The organism is Protofrankia symbiont of Coriaria myrtifolia (assembly GCF_900634755.1).
GTDB lineage: Bacteria > Actinomycetota > Actinomycetes > Frankiales > Frankiaceae > Protofrankia > Protofrankia coriariae.
The window spans coordinates 1-13,752 of the sequence record NZ_CAAAFS010000287.1 but is presented as its reverse complement, the minus strand read 5'-3'; the positions used below and the strand labels follow the sequence as shown (position 1 = coordinate 13,752).

The 13,752-nt window shown below is 70.2% G+C and carries 13 protein-coding genes and 1 pseudogene; 11 read left to right on the top strand and 3 right to left on the bottom strand.

The window, feature by feature from the left end; genetic code table 11:
• Nucleotides 1-132 precede the first annotated feature (132 nt).
• Complete coding sequence (locus CM1CMNOD_RS16065) at nucleotides 133-489, bottom strand: hypothetical protein (RefSeq protein ID WP_131772760.1); 357 nt, start codon at nucleotides 487-489, stop codon at nucleotides 133-135.
• A gap of 29 nt (nucleotides 490-518) precedes the next feature.
• Here CM1CMNOD_RS16065 and CM1CMNOD_RS16060 point away from each other — a divergent pair, with 29 nt between their 5' ends.
• From CM1CMNOD_RS16060 to CM1CMNOD_RS16025, 8 genes and pseudogenes are all read left to right on the top strand, one after another.
• The gene (locus tag CM1CMNOD_RS16060) at nucleotides 519-1,250 is read left to right on the top strand and encodes a hypothetical protein (RefSeq protein ID WP_131772759.1); all 732 of its coding nucleotides are present in this window, start codon (nucleotides 519-521) and stop codon (nucleotides 1,248-1,250) included.
• Between the two features lie 113 nt (nucleotides 1,251-1,363).
• A complete protein-coding gene (locus tag CM1CMNOD_RS16055) occupies nucleotides 1,364-2,563 on the top strand; it encodes a hypothetical protein (RefSeq protein WP_013874642.1) in 1,200 nt (399 codons plus the stop codon).
• A gap of 2 nt (nucleotides 2,564-2,565) precedes the next feature.
• A complete protein-coding gene (locus CM1CMNOD_RS16050) occupies nucleotides 2,566-2,916 on the top strand; it encodes a hypothetical protein (RefSeq protein ID WP_013874641.1) in 351 nt (116 codons plus the stop codon).
• A gap of 248 nt (nucleotides 2,917-3,164) precedes the next feature.
• Nucleotides 3,165-3,407: a hypothetical protein gene (locus CM1CMNOD_RS16045; protein WP_013874640.1), complete on the top strand. Its 243-nt coding sequence runs from the start codon at nucleotides 3,165-3,167 to the stop codon at nucleotides 3,405-3,407.
• A gap of 26 nt (nucleotides 3,408-3,433) precedes the next feature.
• On the top strand, nucleotides 3,434-5,668 hold the full coding sequence (gene katG / locus CM1CMNOD_RS16040; RefSeq protein WP_013874639.1) for a catalase/peroxidase HPI: 2,235 nt from the start codon (nucleotides 3,434-3,436) through the stop codon (nucleotides 5,666-5,668).
• 332 nt (nucleotides 5,669-6,000) lie between these two features.
• Nucleotides 6,001-6,852 carry a DUF72 domain-containing protein gene (locus CM1CMNOD_RS16035; protein ID WP_013874638.1) on the top strand — a complete coding sequence of 284 codons (852 nt, stop codon included), beginning with the start codon at nucleotides 6,001-6,003 and terminating at the stop codon, nucleotides 6,850-6,852.
• A 449-nt stretch (nucleotides 6,853-7,301) separates the two neighbouring features.
• Nucleotides 7,302-8,243 (top strand): HAD family hydrolase, encoded by a 942-nt coding sequence (locus CM1CMNOD_RS16030; RefSeq protein ID WP_013874637.1) that lies wholly within the window; start codon nucleotides 7,302-7,304, stop codon nucleotides 8,241-8,243.
• 21 nt (nucleotides 8,244-8,264) lie between these two features.
• Nucleotides 8,265-9,434 (top strand): annotated as a pseudogene (locus CM1CMNOD_RS16025) (alpha,alpha-trehalose-phosphate synthase (UDP-forming)); the annotation flags it as partial.
• On the opposite strand, the gene CM1CMNOD_RS16020 reads toward CM1CMNOD_RS16025, so the two are convergent.
• The gene (locus CM1CMNOD_RS16020; protein WP_013874635.1) at nucleotides 9,380-10,450 is read right to left on the bottom strand and encodes an N-acetylglucosamine kinase; all 1,071 of its coding nucleotides are present in this window, start codon (nucleotides 10,448-10,450) and stop codon (nucleotides 9,380-9,382) included. The pseudogene CM1CMNOD_RS16025 and the gene CM1CMNOD_RS16020 sit on opposite strands and share 55 nt — an antisense overlap.
• A 273-nt stretch (nucleotides 10,451-10,723) precedes the next feature.
• On the opposite strand from CM1CMNOD_RS16020, the gene CM1CMNOD_RS16015 reads away from it, so the two are divergent.
• From CM1CMNOD_RS16015 to CM1CMNOD_RS16005, 3 genes are all read left to right on the top strand, one after another.
• On the top strand, nucleotides 10,724-10,948 hold the full coding sequence (locus tag CM1CMNOD_RS16015) for a hypothetical protein (protein ID WP_013874634.1): 225 nt from the start codon (nucleotides 10,724-10,726) through the stop codon (nucleotides 10,946-10,948).
• A 567-nt stretch (nucleotides 10,949-11,515) separates the two neighbouring features.
• Entirely contained in the window at nucleotides 11,516-11,881 is a 366-nt protein-coding gene (locus tag CM1CMNOD_RS16010) for a hypothetical protein (RefSeq protein WP_013874633.1), read from the top strand.
• 12 nt (nucleotides 11,882-11,893) lie between these two features.
• Nucleotides 11,894-12,910, top strand: a complete 1,017-nt coding sequence (locus CM1CMNOD_RS16005) for a tyrosinase family protein (protein WP_013874632.1) — start codon at nucleotides 11,894-11,896, stop codon at nucleotides 12,908-12,910.
• A 99-nt stretch (nucleotides 12,911-13,009) separates the two neighbouring features.
• On the opposite strand, the gene CM1CMNOD_RS16000 is transcribed toward CM1CMNOD_RS16005, so the two are convergent.
• A partial coding sequence (locus CM1CMNOD_RS16000) for a 12-oxophytodienoate reductase (protein ID WP_131774064.1) occupies nucleotides 13,010-13,752 on the bottom strand: 743 nt, incomplete at its 5' end.

The window sequence follows — 13,752 nt, the reverse complement described above, 5'->3', positions numbered from 1 at the left end:
CCGCCGGACGTCGTCGGCGCCGTCCTCGGCGCGCGGGTCCGCGACCGCGCCGACGACCCGGCCGCGCGCTGGCTGTTCGCCGCGGCGGGCCTCGACGCCACCCCGCTCGAGGACGGCTCGCTGCACCTGACGTCACTGCCGTCGCAGGGGCTCGTCATCGAAGGCCCCGGCGTGCTCGAGGCCGGCGCGTCGGCCAGCTACACCGCGCGGATCCACGGCGGTGGGTCTGGCCGCAACGTCCTCGTCGACGAGGCGTGGGCCAGGGCCGCGCCGAACCTCGCACACGGCGGGTCGCCCCCGGACGCCCTCACCCCGGCGACCCTCGACGCCCTCCTCGAACAGATCGCGACCGGCGTCCCGGGTATCCCCGAGGCGCTGCGACCGCTCGTCGGCGACGGGCTCGTCCCCGCGGCCGCCGACCAGTTCGCCGCGCGGGTCCGGGAGGCGTACGACGCGGACCTGCTCCTCGGCGTCGTCGTCGACCCGCACCTGAGGGCCTCGCGCCGGACGGCCCGGCGGTGGCCGCGGCCCGGCAGGCGCTTGTCGCCGACCTCGCGGCGCTCACCGCGGCCGGCTTCCACGCCGTGCGGGTGCTGCCGCATCCGGACGGCACCGACGTGCTCGTGCTCGCGTCCGTCTCGACGCTGCCCGGCGGGTCGAACCGGCCGGGCGAGCCCGCGCCCGCCGCATACCGCTGGTACGTCACCCCGTTCCCCCCGCCGGACCCGTCAGCGCCCAGGCCGCCGCTTCTCGAGCGGCCGGCCGACGCCCTCGGTGGCGGGATCCCCGGTGGCGGGATCCTCGGGCTGTCGCGGCTCGACCCGGAGGCGTTCGACTGGTCGTTCCGCCAGGGCGGGCCGCGGCTGCGCCGGCCGTTGCGCTGGGCTCCCGCGCCGCTGGAGATCCGCCGCGGGCTCGGCGGCCGGGCGGAGCTCGTCGGCACCCGGCCGGGCGTCGCGCTCGTCGTGTGTGTCGCGTACGTCCGGCGCGGCGCGGCCGACCCGTACGAGGTCCGGGTCGAGCTGCCCGACGGCGCGGTCCTCGACCTCGACCAGTACGGCTACGTGATGAACCTCCTTGAGGAGCTGTGCCCGCTCGGGGTGGAGATCAACACCTTCCAGCTCCGGCGCGACCATGTTTCGCCGGACGGCGGGCCGCCGCAGTTCCTCTCCGGCCGGGTCTCCCGCGGGTACACCCGGTTCCGCCGCCGCCGCGCCGTCGGCACCGAGCGGTACGGGCCGCCCGGCTGAGCCGGGCTGGACGATCACGCACCGACCGCCGTCCGCACCCGAGAAGAACGTCGTCCGCCGCCCGGAGCCGTCCGCCCTCCGGGCCCGTCCGACGCAGAGCCAGGAGGCCCGCCGTGCCGCAACCGATCTCGTTCCTCGACAGGGACATCCTCGTCAACGGCGTCTCGACCCAGCAGGTCGCCGGGACGCTCAAGTCCGCTGGGCTCGCCGAGTCGAAGATCGGCGAGATCCTCGGCTGGTGGATCGTCGGGGCGACCGGCAACTCCCGGCCCGCGCCGTTCGACTTCGCGACCGACGTGCAGACCGTCGACCCGGACACCGTCGTCACGTACACACGCACCTTCGCGCACACCGACTGGGTCGACGGCGAGGACCGGGTGCAGGCCTCCGCGACCCCCGAGGAGCTCGGTTTCAACGCGCGCTTCCACGCGATCGAGAACGAGTTCGACGCCGTCCACGACCAGTTCGTCCGGCTCGCGGCGGCGGTGCGGGAACTGCGCTCCGACCTCGTCGGCGTCGTCCACGAGCTGGAGAGCAAGATCACAGCGCTGCAGAACGACCTGTTCGACCTGCGGTCCCAGACGGCCCCGCGTCCGCAGGCACCGGGCAACCTCGGCGTCCTCGGCACGGTCAAGATCGCCGACAGGACGGCCTTCATCGCCCAGACCGGCAATGACTTCCAGCTTGTCGAGTTCGCCGGTACCACCCTCGGGGAAGCAGTCAAGATCAAGCCGCAGATCGGCAACACCGGCATCGTGTTCCGGCCCCAGGACGCGAGACCCGACGAGGTGGTCCGGACCGTGGCCGGCCTGGAGGACCTGATGACCGTGCCGACGGTCAGGGAGGTCGTCGAGCGCCCGGGCGCCACCGTCGCCGACCTGCGCGCCGTCGTCGGCGGCGCGGTGCTGTCGAACGGGGTCACCGCGGCCTCCGTGCTCGCCGCGCTCCCGGCGGACCAGCAGCTCGGTGGTGTCGCCTCGACCGTCCAGCTCGTGACCGGTGACGTCGTCTCGCGGCTGCCGCGGGAGACGGCGACGGCGGTGCTCGGTCAGGTCGTCGTCGACCCGGCGGTCGCGAACACCCCGGCCGGTGACCTCGGGACGGCGTCCGGCGCGGTCGTCGGGCTCGGGTCCGGGATCGTCGGCGCGCTCGCGGGCGCCGGGGTCGACACGACGGTCGCAGGCCTCGCCCGCCTCGGCACGACGGACATCGCCCGGCAGCTCGCCACGACCGGGGTGGCGGTGAACAACGACGCGCTGCGGGACGCCGTGGCGCGTAGCCGGATCGTCGCCGCCTTCGGCGCGCCGCGCTGACCATGGCCGGCGCAGCGGCCGCCCGGCCGACCGACGTCTCGGCGACGGCCGGCTCGTCGCCGTATACCGGGGCGACGAGCGGGACCTGGACCGCGGGCACCCCACAGCTCACAACGTCCGACGTGCTGTCGAGCGACGGCCAGGCGATCGTTGTCGGGGCCAGCTGCTCGTTCACGTTCTCCGGGACGAACGGGCAGACGAACGTGAACGGCAGCTCGACAGTGACCCTCGAGCCCGGCGGCCGAGCGCTCACGGCCGCCGGGGTGTGTCCGCTCGTGGATGGTGACTCTGCCAGGGATTCCTTCGGCAACACGGTCTTCGTGGCATCGAACGCCTCGCTGGTGACGGACTGACCCGCTGTTCACCCCGATGCCGGAACGCCCGGTTCGGGTCGCGTCGTCGCGCGGGTGGCCACCGGTGCGCTCCGCTGGAACCGAGCACCGCCCGCCCGCGATTTCGATCTTGCTGGGGGTCGTCGGGACCGCTGTGTCCAGCAACGGCCGTGCCTGCCACTGGAACGCGGGCCCTACCCAATATGGATCAAGATAACGTGCCTTCTGGATTCTTGACTGATTCCAGAAAACGGGCCAGGGTCGGGGACGTGACTACGGCCTTGGACTTCCGGCAGGCACTGCGCGGGGCCGTCCTGCGTGCGACCCGTCCTCGGATGGCGGTGCTGAGCGCGGTGCACGCGCATCCGCGTGCCGGCACGGACTCACTCGTCGGCGAGGCACCCTGCCTGGCCGCGTCCGGCGACCGCGGCTTCTCGATCGACGAGGCCGAGGTCATCTGCTGGGGCCTGTGTACCGGCTGTTCCCCGCACGCAGTTGCTGACCGCCCCTGATCCGCCTAGGCCCGGGAGGAATCTCAATGTCCGAGAACCACGATGCGGTCATACCCGACACGAATACGGAGAGTGGCGGCCAGTGTCCGGCCGCGAACGGGCGTGCCTCGCACCCCACCCAGGGCGGCGGGAACCGCGGCTGGTGGCCGAACCGGCTCAACCTCAGGATCCTTGCCAAGAACCCCGACGTGGCAAATCCCCTCGGCAAGGAGTTCAACTACGCCGAGGCGTTCAGGACCCTCGACCTCGCCGCCGTGAAGCGGGACATCGAGCAGGTCCTGACGACCTCGCAGGACTGGTGGCCGGCTGACTACGGCCACTACGGCCCGCTCATAATCCGGCTGGCGTGGCACAGCGCGGGCACGTACCGCATCAGCGACGGTCGCGGTGGTGCCGGTGCCGGCCAGCAGCGCTTCGCGCCCCTCAACAGCTGGCCGGACAACGCGAACCTCGACAAGGGCCGCCGTCTGCTGTGGCCGGTCAAGAAGAAGTACGGCCAGCAGCTCTCCTGGGCCGACCTGTTCGTCCTCGCCGGCAACGTCGCCCTGGAGTCGCTGGGCTTCACGACCTTCGGCTTCGCCGGTGGCCGTGAGGACGTCTGGGAGCCTGACGAGGACGTCTACTGGGGCCCCGAGAGCGTCTGGCTCGGCGACGAGCGCTACACCGGCGAACGGGAGCTCGAGAACCCCCTCGCCGCGGTCCAGATGGGCCTCATCTACGTCAACCCGGAGGGCCCGAACGGTGCCCCGGACCCGATCGCCGCGGCACGGGACATCCGCGAGACGTTCCGCCGGATGGCGATGAACGACGAGGAGACGGTCGCCCTGATCGCCGGCGGCCACACCTTCGGCAAGACCCACGGCGCGGCCGACGCGGACCGGTACGTCGGCCCGGAGCCCGAGGCCGCTCCCATCGAGGAGCAGAGCCTCGGCTGGAAGAACACCTTCGGCACCGGCAAGGGCGGCGACACGATCACCAGCGGGCTCGAGGGCGCGTGGACACCCACCCCGGTGACCTGGGACAACAGCTTCCTCGAGACCCTGTTCGGCTACGAGTGGGAGCTGACCAGGAGCCCCGCCGGCGCGTACCAGTGGAAGCCGAAGGACGGTGCCGGCGCCGGCACCGTCCCCGACGCCCACGACCCGTCGAAGCGCCACGCCCCGACGGCGCTGACGACGGACCTCTCCCTCCGGTTCGACCCGATCTACGAGCCCATCGCGCGGCGCTTCCTGGAACACCCGGACCAGTTCGCGGACGCGTTCGCCCGGGCCTGGTTCAAGCTGACGCACCGCGACCTGGGGCCGATCTCGCGTTACCTTGGCCCGGAGGTCCCGACCGAGCCGCTGCTGTGGCAGGACCCGGTCCCGCCGGTGACCCACGAGCTCGTCGACGCTGGGGACATCGCCACCCTCAAGAGCCAGATCCTCGCCTCGGACCTGTCGGTCTCACAGCTGGTCAGGACCACGTGGGCGGCGGCCGCGTCGTTCCGCGGCAGCGACAAGCGCGGCGGCGCCAACGGCGCGCGCATCCGCCTCGAGCCGCAGCGCAACTGGGAGGTCAACGAGCCCGACCAGCTGGCGACGGTCCTGCGCACCCTGACAGGGATCCAGGAGGCCTTCAACGCGGCCCAGACCGGTGGCAAGCGGGTCTCACTTGCCGACCTGATCGTGCTTGCCGGTGACGCGGCGGTCGAGCGGGCCGCCAAGAACGCCGGCTTCGACGTCGAGGTCCCCTTCACGCCAGGACGGACCGACGCGTCGCAGGAGCAGACCGACGTGGAGTCGTTCGCCGTGCTCGAGCCGACCGCGGACGGATTCCGCAACTACCTCGGGAAGGGCCACCGGCTGCCGGCCGAGTTCCTTCTGATCGATCGGGCGAACCTGCTGACCCTGAGCGCCCCCGAGCTGACGGTCCTCATCGGTGGTCTGCGTGTCCTGGGTGCGAACTACAGGCAGTCGCCGCTCGGCGTCCTCACCACGACCCCCGAGACGCTGTCCAACGACTTCTTCGTCAACCTGCTCGACCTGGGCACGACGTGGCAGCCGACGTCCGAGGACGCGAACACCTTCGAGGGCCGCGACAGTGCCACGGGCGAGGTCAGGTGGACTGCCAGCCGCGTCGACCTCATCTTCGGCTCGAACTCCGAACTGCGCGCGCTCGCGGAGGTCTACGCGAGCGACGACGCGCGGGAGAAGTTCGTGCACGACTTCGTCGCGGCATGGACCAAGGTGACGAACCTCGACCGGTTCGACCTCGTCTGATCCTGTTCTGCTCCTGACCTGACCCTGGCGTCCCGGTCGGTCGGCCGGTCGGCTCGCGCCGGCCCCCTCCGACCGGGATGTTTCCGTTCATGTGCGGCTCGGTCGGCCGCGGCCGTCACCGTGCCGCGGCCTGGCCGTGTCCGGCCGGCGTTTGGGCGGGGCGGTCCTCTGATTCGGGTCCGGGGGCGCGATTCTGTCGTCGGTGCGGGTCCGGTTTCTGGATACAGTATGTGCGGCTACACATGGCTATGTGTGCCACAGTCGCGACCTGGAGGGCGAGCTCGGGCCCGGCTGCCTCAGGCGCGGTTCGTCCATGGAGGGCTCGGGTCGTCATGCGTCTTCACGTGGGATGCGCGATGTGGACGCACAAGTCGTGGCAGGGACGTTTTCTGGCGCATCCGCTCCCGTCTCACGAACGCCTGCGGCACTATGCCGGCTGGTGCAACGCGGTCGAAGGAAACACGACGTTCTATGCGACCCCGGCCAGGGACACCGTGGCCTCGTGGGCGCGGCAGACCAGCGCCGACTTCCGGTTCGTGATCAAGCTGCCAAAGGTCATCACACACGAACGCCGTCTCACGGACACCGACGAGGCACTGCACGCCTTCCTGACGGCGATCGAGCCGCTCGGCCCGCGGGCCCACGCCCTCTGGATACAGCTGCCAGGATCGTTCACCCCCGCCGACGTCCCCGCGCTCGCTCGTTTTCTCCACCGGCTCACCAGGTCCCACCGGTACGCCGTGGAGGTCCGTCACCCCGTCTTCTTCAACGACCCCCGCGCGGCGCGGCTTCTCGAAGGAGCGCTTGCCACCGTGGCCGCCGAATGGATTCCATTCGACACCACCGCGTTCTTTCGGAGCCCGCCAAGCAGCGACGCCGAACGGGAGGCGTGGACGAAGAAACCACGCCTGCCACTGCGATCGCTCGCGTTGACCGACCGGCCGATCGTCCGCTACCTCGGCCGCGACGCCGCGGAGCGGACGATCGAAGGCTGGCAGCACTGGACTGACACTGTCGTCGAGTGGCTGCGCGAGGGCCGGTCACCCACCGTTTTTGTGCACACCCCGGACAATGCCGACGCGCCGCTGCTCGCCCGCCGTTTCCACGACGAGGTTCGGGTACGCGTACCCGAGCTCGACGCGCTGCCCCAGCCGATACCAACCGAGCCCCTGACCCTCTTCTGACGCGGCACAAGGAGGGGTGGGGTCGCCGTCACTGATCGACGAGATCGTGCGCACGGGCGCGCGGGGCGGATGCCGGCTGCGGCCGTTGGGGGCGGAGATTGGATCTTTACCTGGCCCGGTTGGTCGGTGAGCGGAGTGGCCAGCGCCGGTGACTGGTCGTGCGCAACGATCACGTCCAGCCCCGGCATCCTCCCCGCCGTGACCTGCTCGGTGGGCCTGACCGCACGACAGCCGGTCCCGGGCGGCTCACAGGCTCGCGACGGAAGGTCCTCGTCCCCGACCACGCGATGACGGTTTGCCGTTCTCTTCCTGACTCCCGGTCATCATTTCTGATGATTTTGGAGTAGAAATCAGGTATTCGGTCGGCGCTGGCGGGTGTGGCGGGGGACGCGGCGGCGAACCGTACGGTTCCTTTCGCAGCAGGTGTCCCCGCCACGAAGGGAACCTGTGTGCCAATCCTGGTCACCGACCTCGACGGAACCCTGCTGGGCGGAGCCGCAACCGACCGACGGCGCCTGCGCGACGCGCTGAACCGCCATCCCGAGGTGATGGTCGTCTTCGCCACCGGGCGCGGACTGCCCTCCATCCACGAGGCGCTGGAGGACCCGCTGGTGCCCAGGCCCCGATGGATCATCGCCGACGTCGGTGCGACCGTGCTCGACGGTGTCGACTACACGCCGGTCCAACCACTGCAAGGCGAACTGCGGGCCGGCTGGCCCGGAACCGGGCGCATACGCGCCGCACTGCGCGGCTTCCCCGCGCTGACCTACCAGGACGATGCGCCGCAGGAGGGCCGCTGCTCGTTCTTCCTCCGTCCCGAAGATCTCACACCGGCCATCATCGACGCGGTGGAGGCGCTCGGCTGCTCCTGGAGCTACTCGGCGGACCGCTACTTCGACGGCCTGCCCAGGGGCGCCTCCAAGGGCAACGCTCTGGCCGCTCTCGCCCGCTCGCAGGGCTGGCCGGTGGCCTCGATCCTGGTCGCCGGGGACAGCCTCAACGACCTGTCCATGTTCCGGATCGGTGCGCACGGCGTGGCGGTCGGCAACTCCGAGCCCACGCTGATCGCCGCGCTGGACGGCCAGGGGGCCGTCCCGCGGCCCCAGCAGCCCGGTGCCGCGGGCGTGTTGCAGGCGCTGCTGGAGCTGGGCTGGGTCGAGACCGGCTCCTCACTCGTGATCGGCTACCATCGCCCGCCGGTCAACTGGACTCCCGAAGCCGACTGGCAGGAGCCGTCGAGCCCGAACGGCATCCTGCCCACCCTGCGGGCTCTCTTCAGCGGCGGTATGGAGGCCGTCTGGGTGACCGCCGCGGTCCTGGACCAGCCGGAACGCGCGGCTCACCTCGACGGCTATGACAGCAGGATCCCGCTCTCCTTCCTCCCGCTGTGACCGGACGAATGGCGCTCCTACTTCCACCAGGCATGCAAGGAAACGCTCTGGCCGGTACTGATGTCACAACCCGAACGGCTGCGTTTCAACCCGCTCACCTGGGAGCAGTACCGCACGGTCAACAGGCGTTTCGCCGAACGCATCGACGACGAGGCGCCCCGGGGCGGCACGGTCTGGCTGCACGACTACAACCTCTGGCTGGTACCGGGCATCCTCCGCAGGACCCGGCCGGACCTGCGGGTGGGACTGTTCCACCACACCCCCTTTCCACCACCGGAGATGTTCGCCGTCCTGCCGACCGCCGACGAGATCCGCGCCTCGCTCAACTGCCTGGACTGGGCCGGATTCCACACCACGACCTTTGCCGAGCGTTTCCGGTCCGTCCTCGCGGACAGCCCGCGGCCGCCGAGGATCGGCGTCCACCCGCTCGGTGTCGACCACGACGCCATCGGCGCACTCGCCCGCGACCGAGCCCCTTGCATCCGCAGGCAGGATGGCCACCTGGTGCTCTCCGTCGAACGCCTGGACTACACCAAGGCCCCGGTCGAGAAGATCGAAGCGGTCGCGATGCTGCTCGCCCGCCGCCCCGAGCTGCGCGGCCGCCTTCGCGTCCGGCTGATCTGCGCCCCGCCTGAGCCCGGCATCACCGCCTACGACTCGACACGGCGGGAACTCGAACGACGGATCGTCGAGGTCAACCGGGCCTGGGCGGAGGATGGCTGGCAGCCCATCGACTACCTGCCTCGCTCGCTTTCCTTCACCGAGGTCGTCGACAACTACCTAGCCGCCGACATCTTCTGGGTCACCTCCTTCCAGGACGGGATGAACCTGACGGCCAAGGAGTACGTCGCCGTACAGGCAGCGGTCGGCGGCCTCGGTGTGCTGGTGCTCTCCCAGCACACCGGAGCGGCGGAGGAGCTGGGAACGGCCGCGGTGCTCACCGACCCCTACTCCCTTGAGGACCTCACCGACCGGCTGGCCCTGGCACTGTCGCTCACGACCGCCGAACGGCGGACGCGCCTGGCCGACCTCACCCACCGGCTCGGCCACCGTCATCCGACGACGTGGGCAGCAGAGATCATCTCTGCTATCCAGGAAACGGAGCGCCCCCCGTGGCCATCCCGGCAGGTTCCTGTTCACAGCGGCGGCCATGACAGCGGCGGCTGGTATGCGGCCCGCAACCGTTCCTGAGCCTTACGGCAGCCATCAGCAGGCCGGGCGGCCGGGAAGCCGGGCCGGGCGGCCGAGAGGTGGTCGAGGCCGAGGAGCGCGGCCCCGACGACCGGGGGAGCGACCACCAGCCGAATCTCGGCGAGTGGTGCGCGGACGGCCAGCCGGGCGGTGAGGTTGTCCAGCAGCAACGGCTGCCGGGAGGCCAGCATGCCACCGCCGAGGACGAGCGGGGTCGGCGTGTCGAGCAGGTCCAGCCGGGTGAGTGCGGCCAGAGCGAGCCGGACGATCTCGTCGGCCTGACGGTCGATCAGGCCGACCGCGGTCGCGTCGCCCGTCGCGGCGGTGGCGAACAGAAGCGGGATGATCTCATGCAGCCTGTCCTGCTCGAGCTCGCCGAGGTGGACCGCCTCGGCGACGCGGGTCGCGCTCGACAGGTTGAAGTGTGCGGCAACGGCGGACGCGAGCGCGGTCGCCGCACCGCGACCGTCCTCCGCCCGGACGGCGTGCCACATGCACTCCACCGCCAGTATCTCGCCACCGCCCCAGTCACCGGTCAGCCGTCCGAGAGCGGGGAAGCGCACGGTCCGGCCGTCCGGCAGCAGGCCCACGCAGTTGACTCCGGCGCCGCAGACCACAGCGACCCCGTGGGCGTCGTCCGTCCCGGCCCGCAGCACGGCGAAGGTGTCGTTGCGGACGCACACCGACCGCGTCCAGCCCTGCTCCTCGATGGCCTTCCGCAGCCGCTCCTCCTCCACCGGCAGGTCGGCGTTGGCCAGACACGCGCTGGTGTGCTCCGCCACCGGGTTCTCTGCCACCGGGTTCTCCGCCGGCGGTAACCCGGCCCGTGCGGCGGCTGTCCGGACCAACGGCGCCAGCATGGCGACCGCGGACTGTGCCCCGATCAGGTGCGGTCGGAAGCCACCGCCACGGGCATCGCCCAGGACGCTGCCGTCCGCGCCGATCAGGAGGACGTCGGTCTTGCTGTTACCGGTGTCGATGGCGAGCACCCCCGGCAGACTGGGGCTGGTAGGCAAGCGGATTCGCCCTTTCGGATCGATGTTTCCCGGACCGGACGGGGTGTCGACGCTCCTGCCCTGCCTGCCAGCACGAGGTGGGACAGGCGATGTCCTGAGTGTGGACGATCTCGTTGTTCCCCGGGGCGGCTCCAAGTCCATCACTCCAGGTCCGCCAGATCCGTGGCTCAGTACCCTCCAAATCCATAGGTCGAGCAGGATTTCAGGCAGCGCGGTACGCGTAGTCAGTCGGTCCTGGGTGGCTGCGCGGTCGGCGGGCTATCGTCGGGGTGCGTGGACGAGCCGCCGATACTTGTGGGGTCCGCCGACATCGCCGCCGTCCTGGGGGTGACGCGGCAGGCCGTCGATCATCGGCTGCGGACCGATCCTCGTGCGCCCGCCCCGGCCGCGCCGGTCAACCGCACCTCGAGTTGGGGCGGTACCCGGGTGTGGTGGCGAGCGGACATCGACCGCTGGCTCGGTGGCGTCGATCCCGGCATCTGGGTGTCTCTGCCCTGAAGGGCTCCTTGAGCCCGGCCGCGACCACGGGCCGCCGGGCCGGGGGATGACCGTGTGTACGTCCGAGCAGTTGGGTATGGAAAGCCGCCCGGAGTTGGGCGGGATCGGCGTGTGCGGTTCCGTGGCCGACATGTCGCTGTGTCCGCGTGGCGACAGTAGCCAGTCGGTTGCTCCTCGTTGGGGAATGCTCGTGACGGAGGAAACACGCGCAGGGCGCGGCCGACAGCCTCCGGGAGGAAGCATGAACCGCTGCGAACCCGCGAGTCGGATCCGGACACCCACCTGCATCGCCGGGCCGGGAGCCGGCGGGCGCGCGCCCGGCATCCTGTCATCCCGTGGACCGCGGCTTCGCGGGAATCCGATCCACGCCGGATGATCGGGTGCTGCCGTGCGGCATCACTGATTTTCGTGGCAACACGGTACCCGTTGCGGGAATGTTGTTCCAGAAGTGGCTGGTGAAACGATGGCCGTACACGGTTTTCCGACCCGGTTGTGGTGGTTTTCGGACGGGCCCGCGAAGACCGAGGACACGGCCGGATAAATGTTCTCTCATGCTGGGAGATGCACATGAGAAAGAGTGAGCTGGCACCACTGGCCCAGCCGCGGTCGGTGCTCGAGAGTTTGCGGAGATATCGGCGTCAGCGACCCGAGGAACACGATCGCCACGCCCTTGAGAGCGTCCGTGAGGTGACGTACAAAGGTCACCATATTGTGGTGCGGACCACCTATTCGATCGAGGTCGACGGGAACGCGATCACAGGGCACGTGGGCGTGACCAACGACGGGCAGGTGCACTACCACGCCATTCCCAACATTTCTTTCGCGTCCGCGGTCGAGATGGCCGAGAAGCTGGTCGACGCCTTCCCGGACGATTTCGGGTCACCAGGGGAGCCCGTCGACACCCACGGGCCCGCGCATCAGCACCATGACTGAGGAGGTTCGAGCATGGCCGTCGTCCGTCGCAACATCCTGCGCGACGCCGCGTCGCGTGATCTGTACGTACAGGGCGTTCGGCTGCTGAAGGCCGAGTTCCTCGGACCGACCACCGCCGACCTGGGGATAGGAGGCCAACAGCAGCAGGTCAGCACGTATGATCTCTTCGTCGCGTGGCACCACATCGCGATGAGTACTTTCACGCCCCCGTCGCAGGGCGACCGCAACGCCGCTCACCGTGGGCCGGTGTTCCTTCCCTGGCATCGTTTCATGCTGGTGTTGTTGGAGCTCCAACTGCAGAGGGTGCTCGGCAACGAGAACTTCGGCCTGCCCTACTGGGACTGGTCGTCGGATGGTGATCTCCCCGCGGCGGAACAGCCCGACTTGCCGTTGTGGGCCGGCGGCGCCCTGGGCGGACAGGGAGATCCCGTCGCCACCGGCCCGTTCGCGTTCGACCCGTCCGACCCCGGGTCCTGGCGGGTGCTGATCGACACGGACGTTCAGGGACGGCTGCGCGGCACGAACCGTGGCCTGCGGCGCCAGTTCGCGGCCAACGCCTCGAACCTGCCGACGAACTCGGACATCGACGCCGCGCTGGATCTCGGCGCCTACGACCAGTCGCCCTGGTCGACCACCTCGAACGGGTTCCGTAACCGGCTTGAGGGGTGGCGTCCGTTGAACACGGCGCCGGGGCTGCACAACCGCGTGCACGTGTGGGTCGGGGGCGACATGTTGCCTTCTTCGTCACCCAACGACCCGGTCTTCTATCTCAATCACTGCAATGTCGACCGTATCTGGGCGTCCTGGCAGGAAATCCATCCCGAAAGCCCCTACGTGCCGACCGGAACGGCTTCGACGGCACTGACCGGGCACCGTATCGACGATGCCATGTTCTCGCTGCTCTCGGCACCGGCGACGCCCCGGCAGATGTTGGACGTCAGTGACATATACAAATACGACGCCCTGTTTGTCACCGCCGAGCCTGCCGGTGTCGGCAGTGGCGGAACCGGCGTTGTCCGCATGGCCTGACTGATTCACACCCTGATTCGCACGGCCTGATTCGTATGAGTTTCCCGGCGTCCGCGAACACGTGAGTAGACGAATACGCGGGCTCCGGTGGCGCTGTTCTCACCGCAGCGTCTTGAGCGCGTCGTTGTGGAAGGGGGCCAACGCCTCGACGCGTCCGTTCAGGATTTTCGTGGCCCATTCGGGGTCGGCCAGCAGGGCGCGGCCGACCGCGACGAGGTCGAACTCGTCCCGCTCGAGCCGTTCCAGCAGGGCGTCGATGGTGTCGACACCGGACCGGCTGCCCGGGATGAAGGCCTGCCCGAACTCGGTGTCCAGGCCGACCGAGCCGACCGTCACCGTGGCCCTGCCGGTGAGCTTTCTGACCCAGCCGGCCAGATTGAGCGGTGAGCCGGTGAACTCCGGCAGCCAGTACCGGCGCGTCGACGCGTGAAAGACGTCCACGCCGGCGTCGACCAGCGGGGTCAGCAGGCGGTCGAGGTCCTCGGGGTGCTGCGCGAGCCTGGCGTCGTAGTTGCCGGACTTCCACTGGGACAGACGGAAGAAGACGGGGAAGCCCGGTGACACCGCGTGGCGGCAGGCCGCCACGATCTCCGCGGCGAACCTGGTCCGGGAGACGATGTCCCCGCCGTAGGCGTCGTCGCGCCGGTTGGTGGTGTCCCAGAGGAACTGGTCGATGAGGTACCCGTGGGCGCCGTGCAGTTCGATGCCGTCGAAGCCGAGGCGTTCGGCGTCCGCTGCCGCGTCGGCGAAGGCCCGTACCACGTCGTCGAGATCCGCCTGGGTCATCGCGCGGCCGGTGGGCGTCCCGTCCAGTGCCAGGCCGGACGGGCCGACCGGGGGGG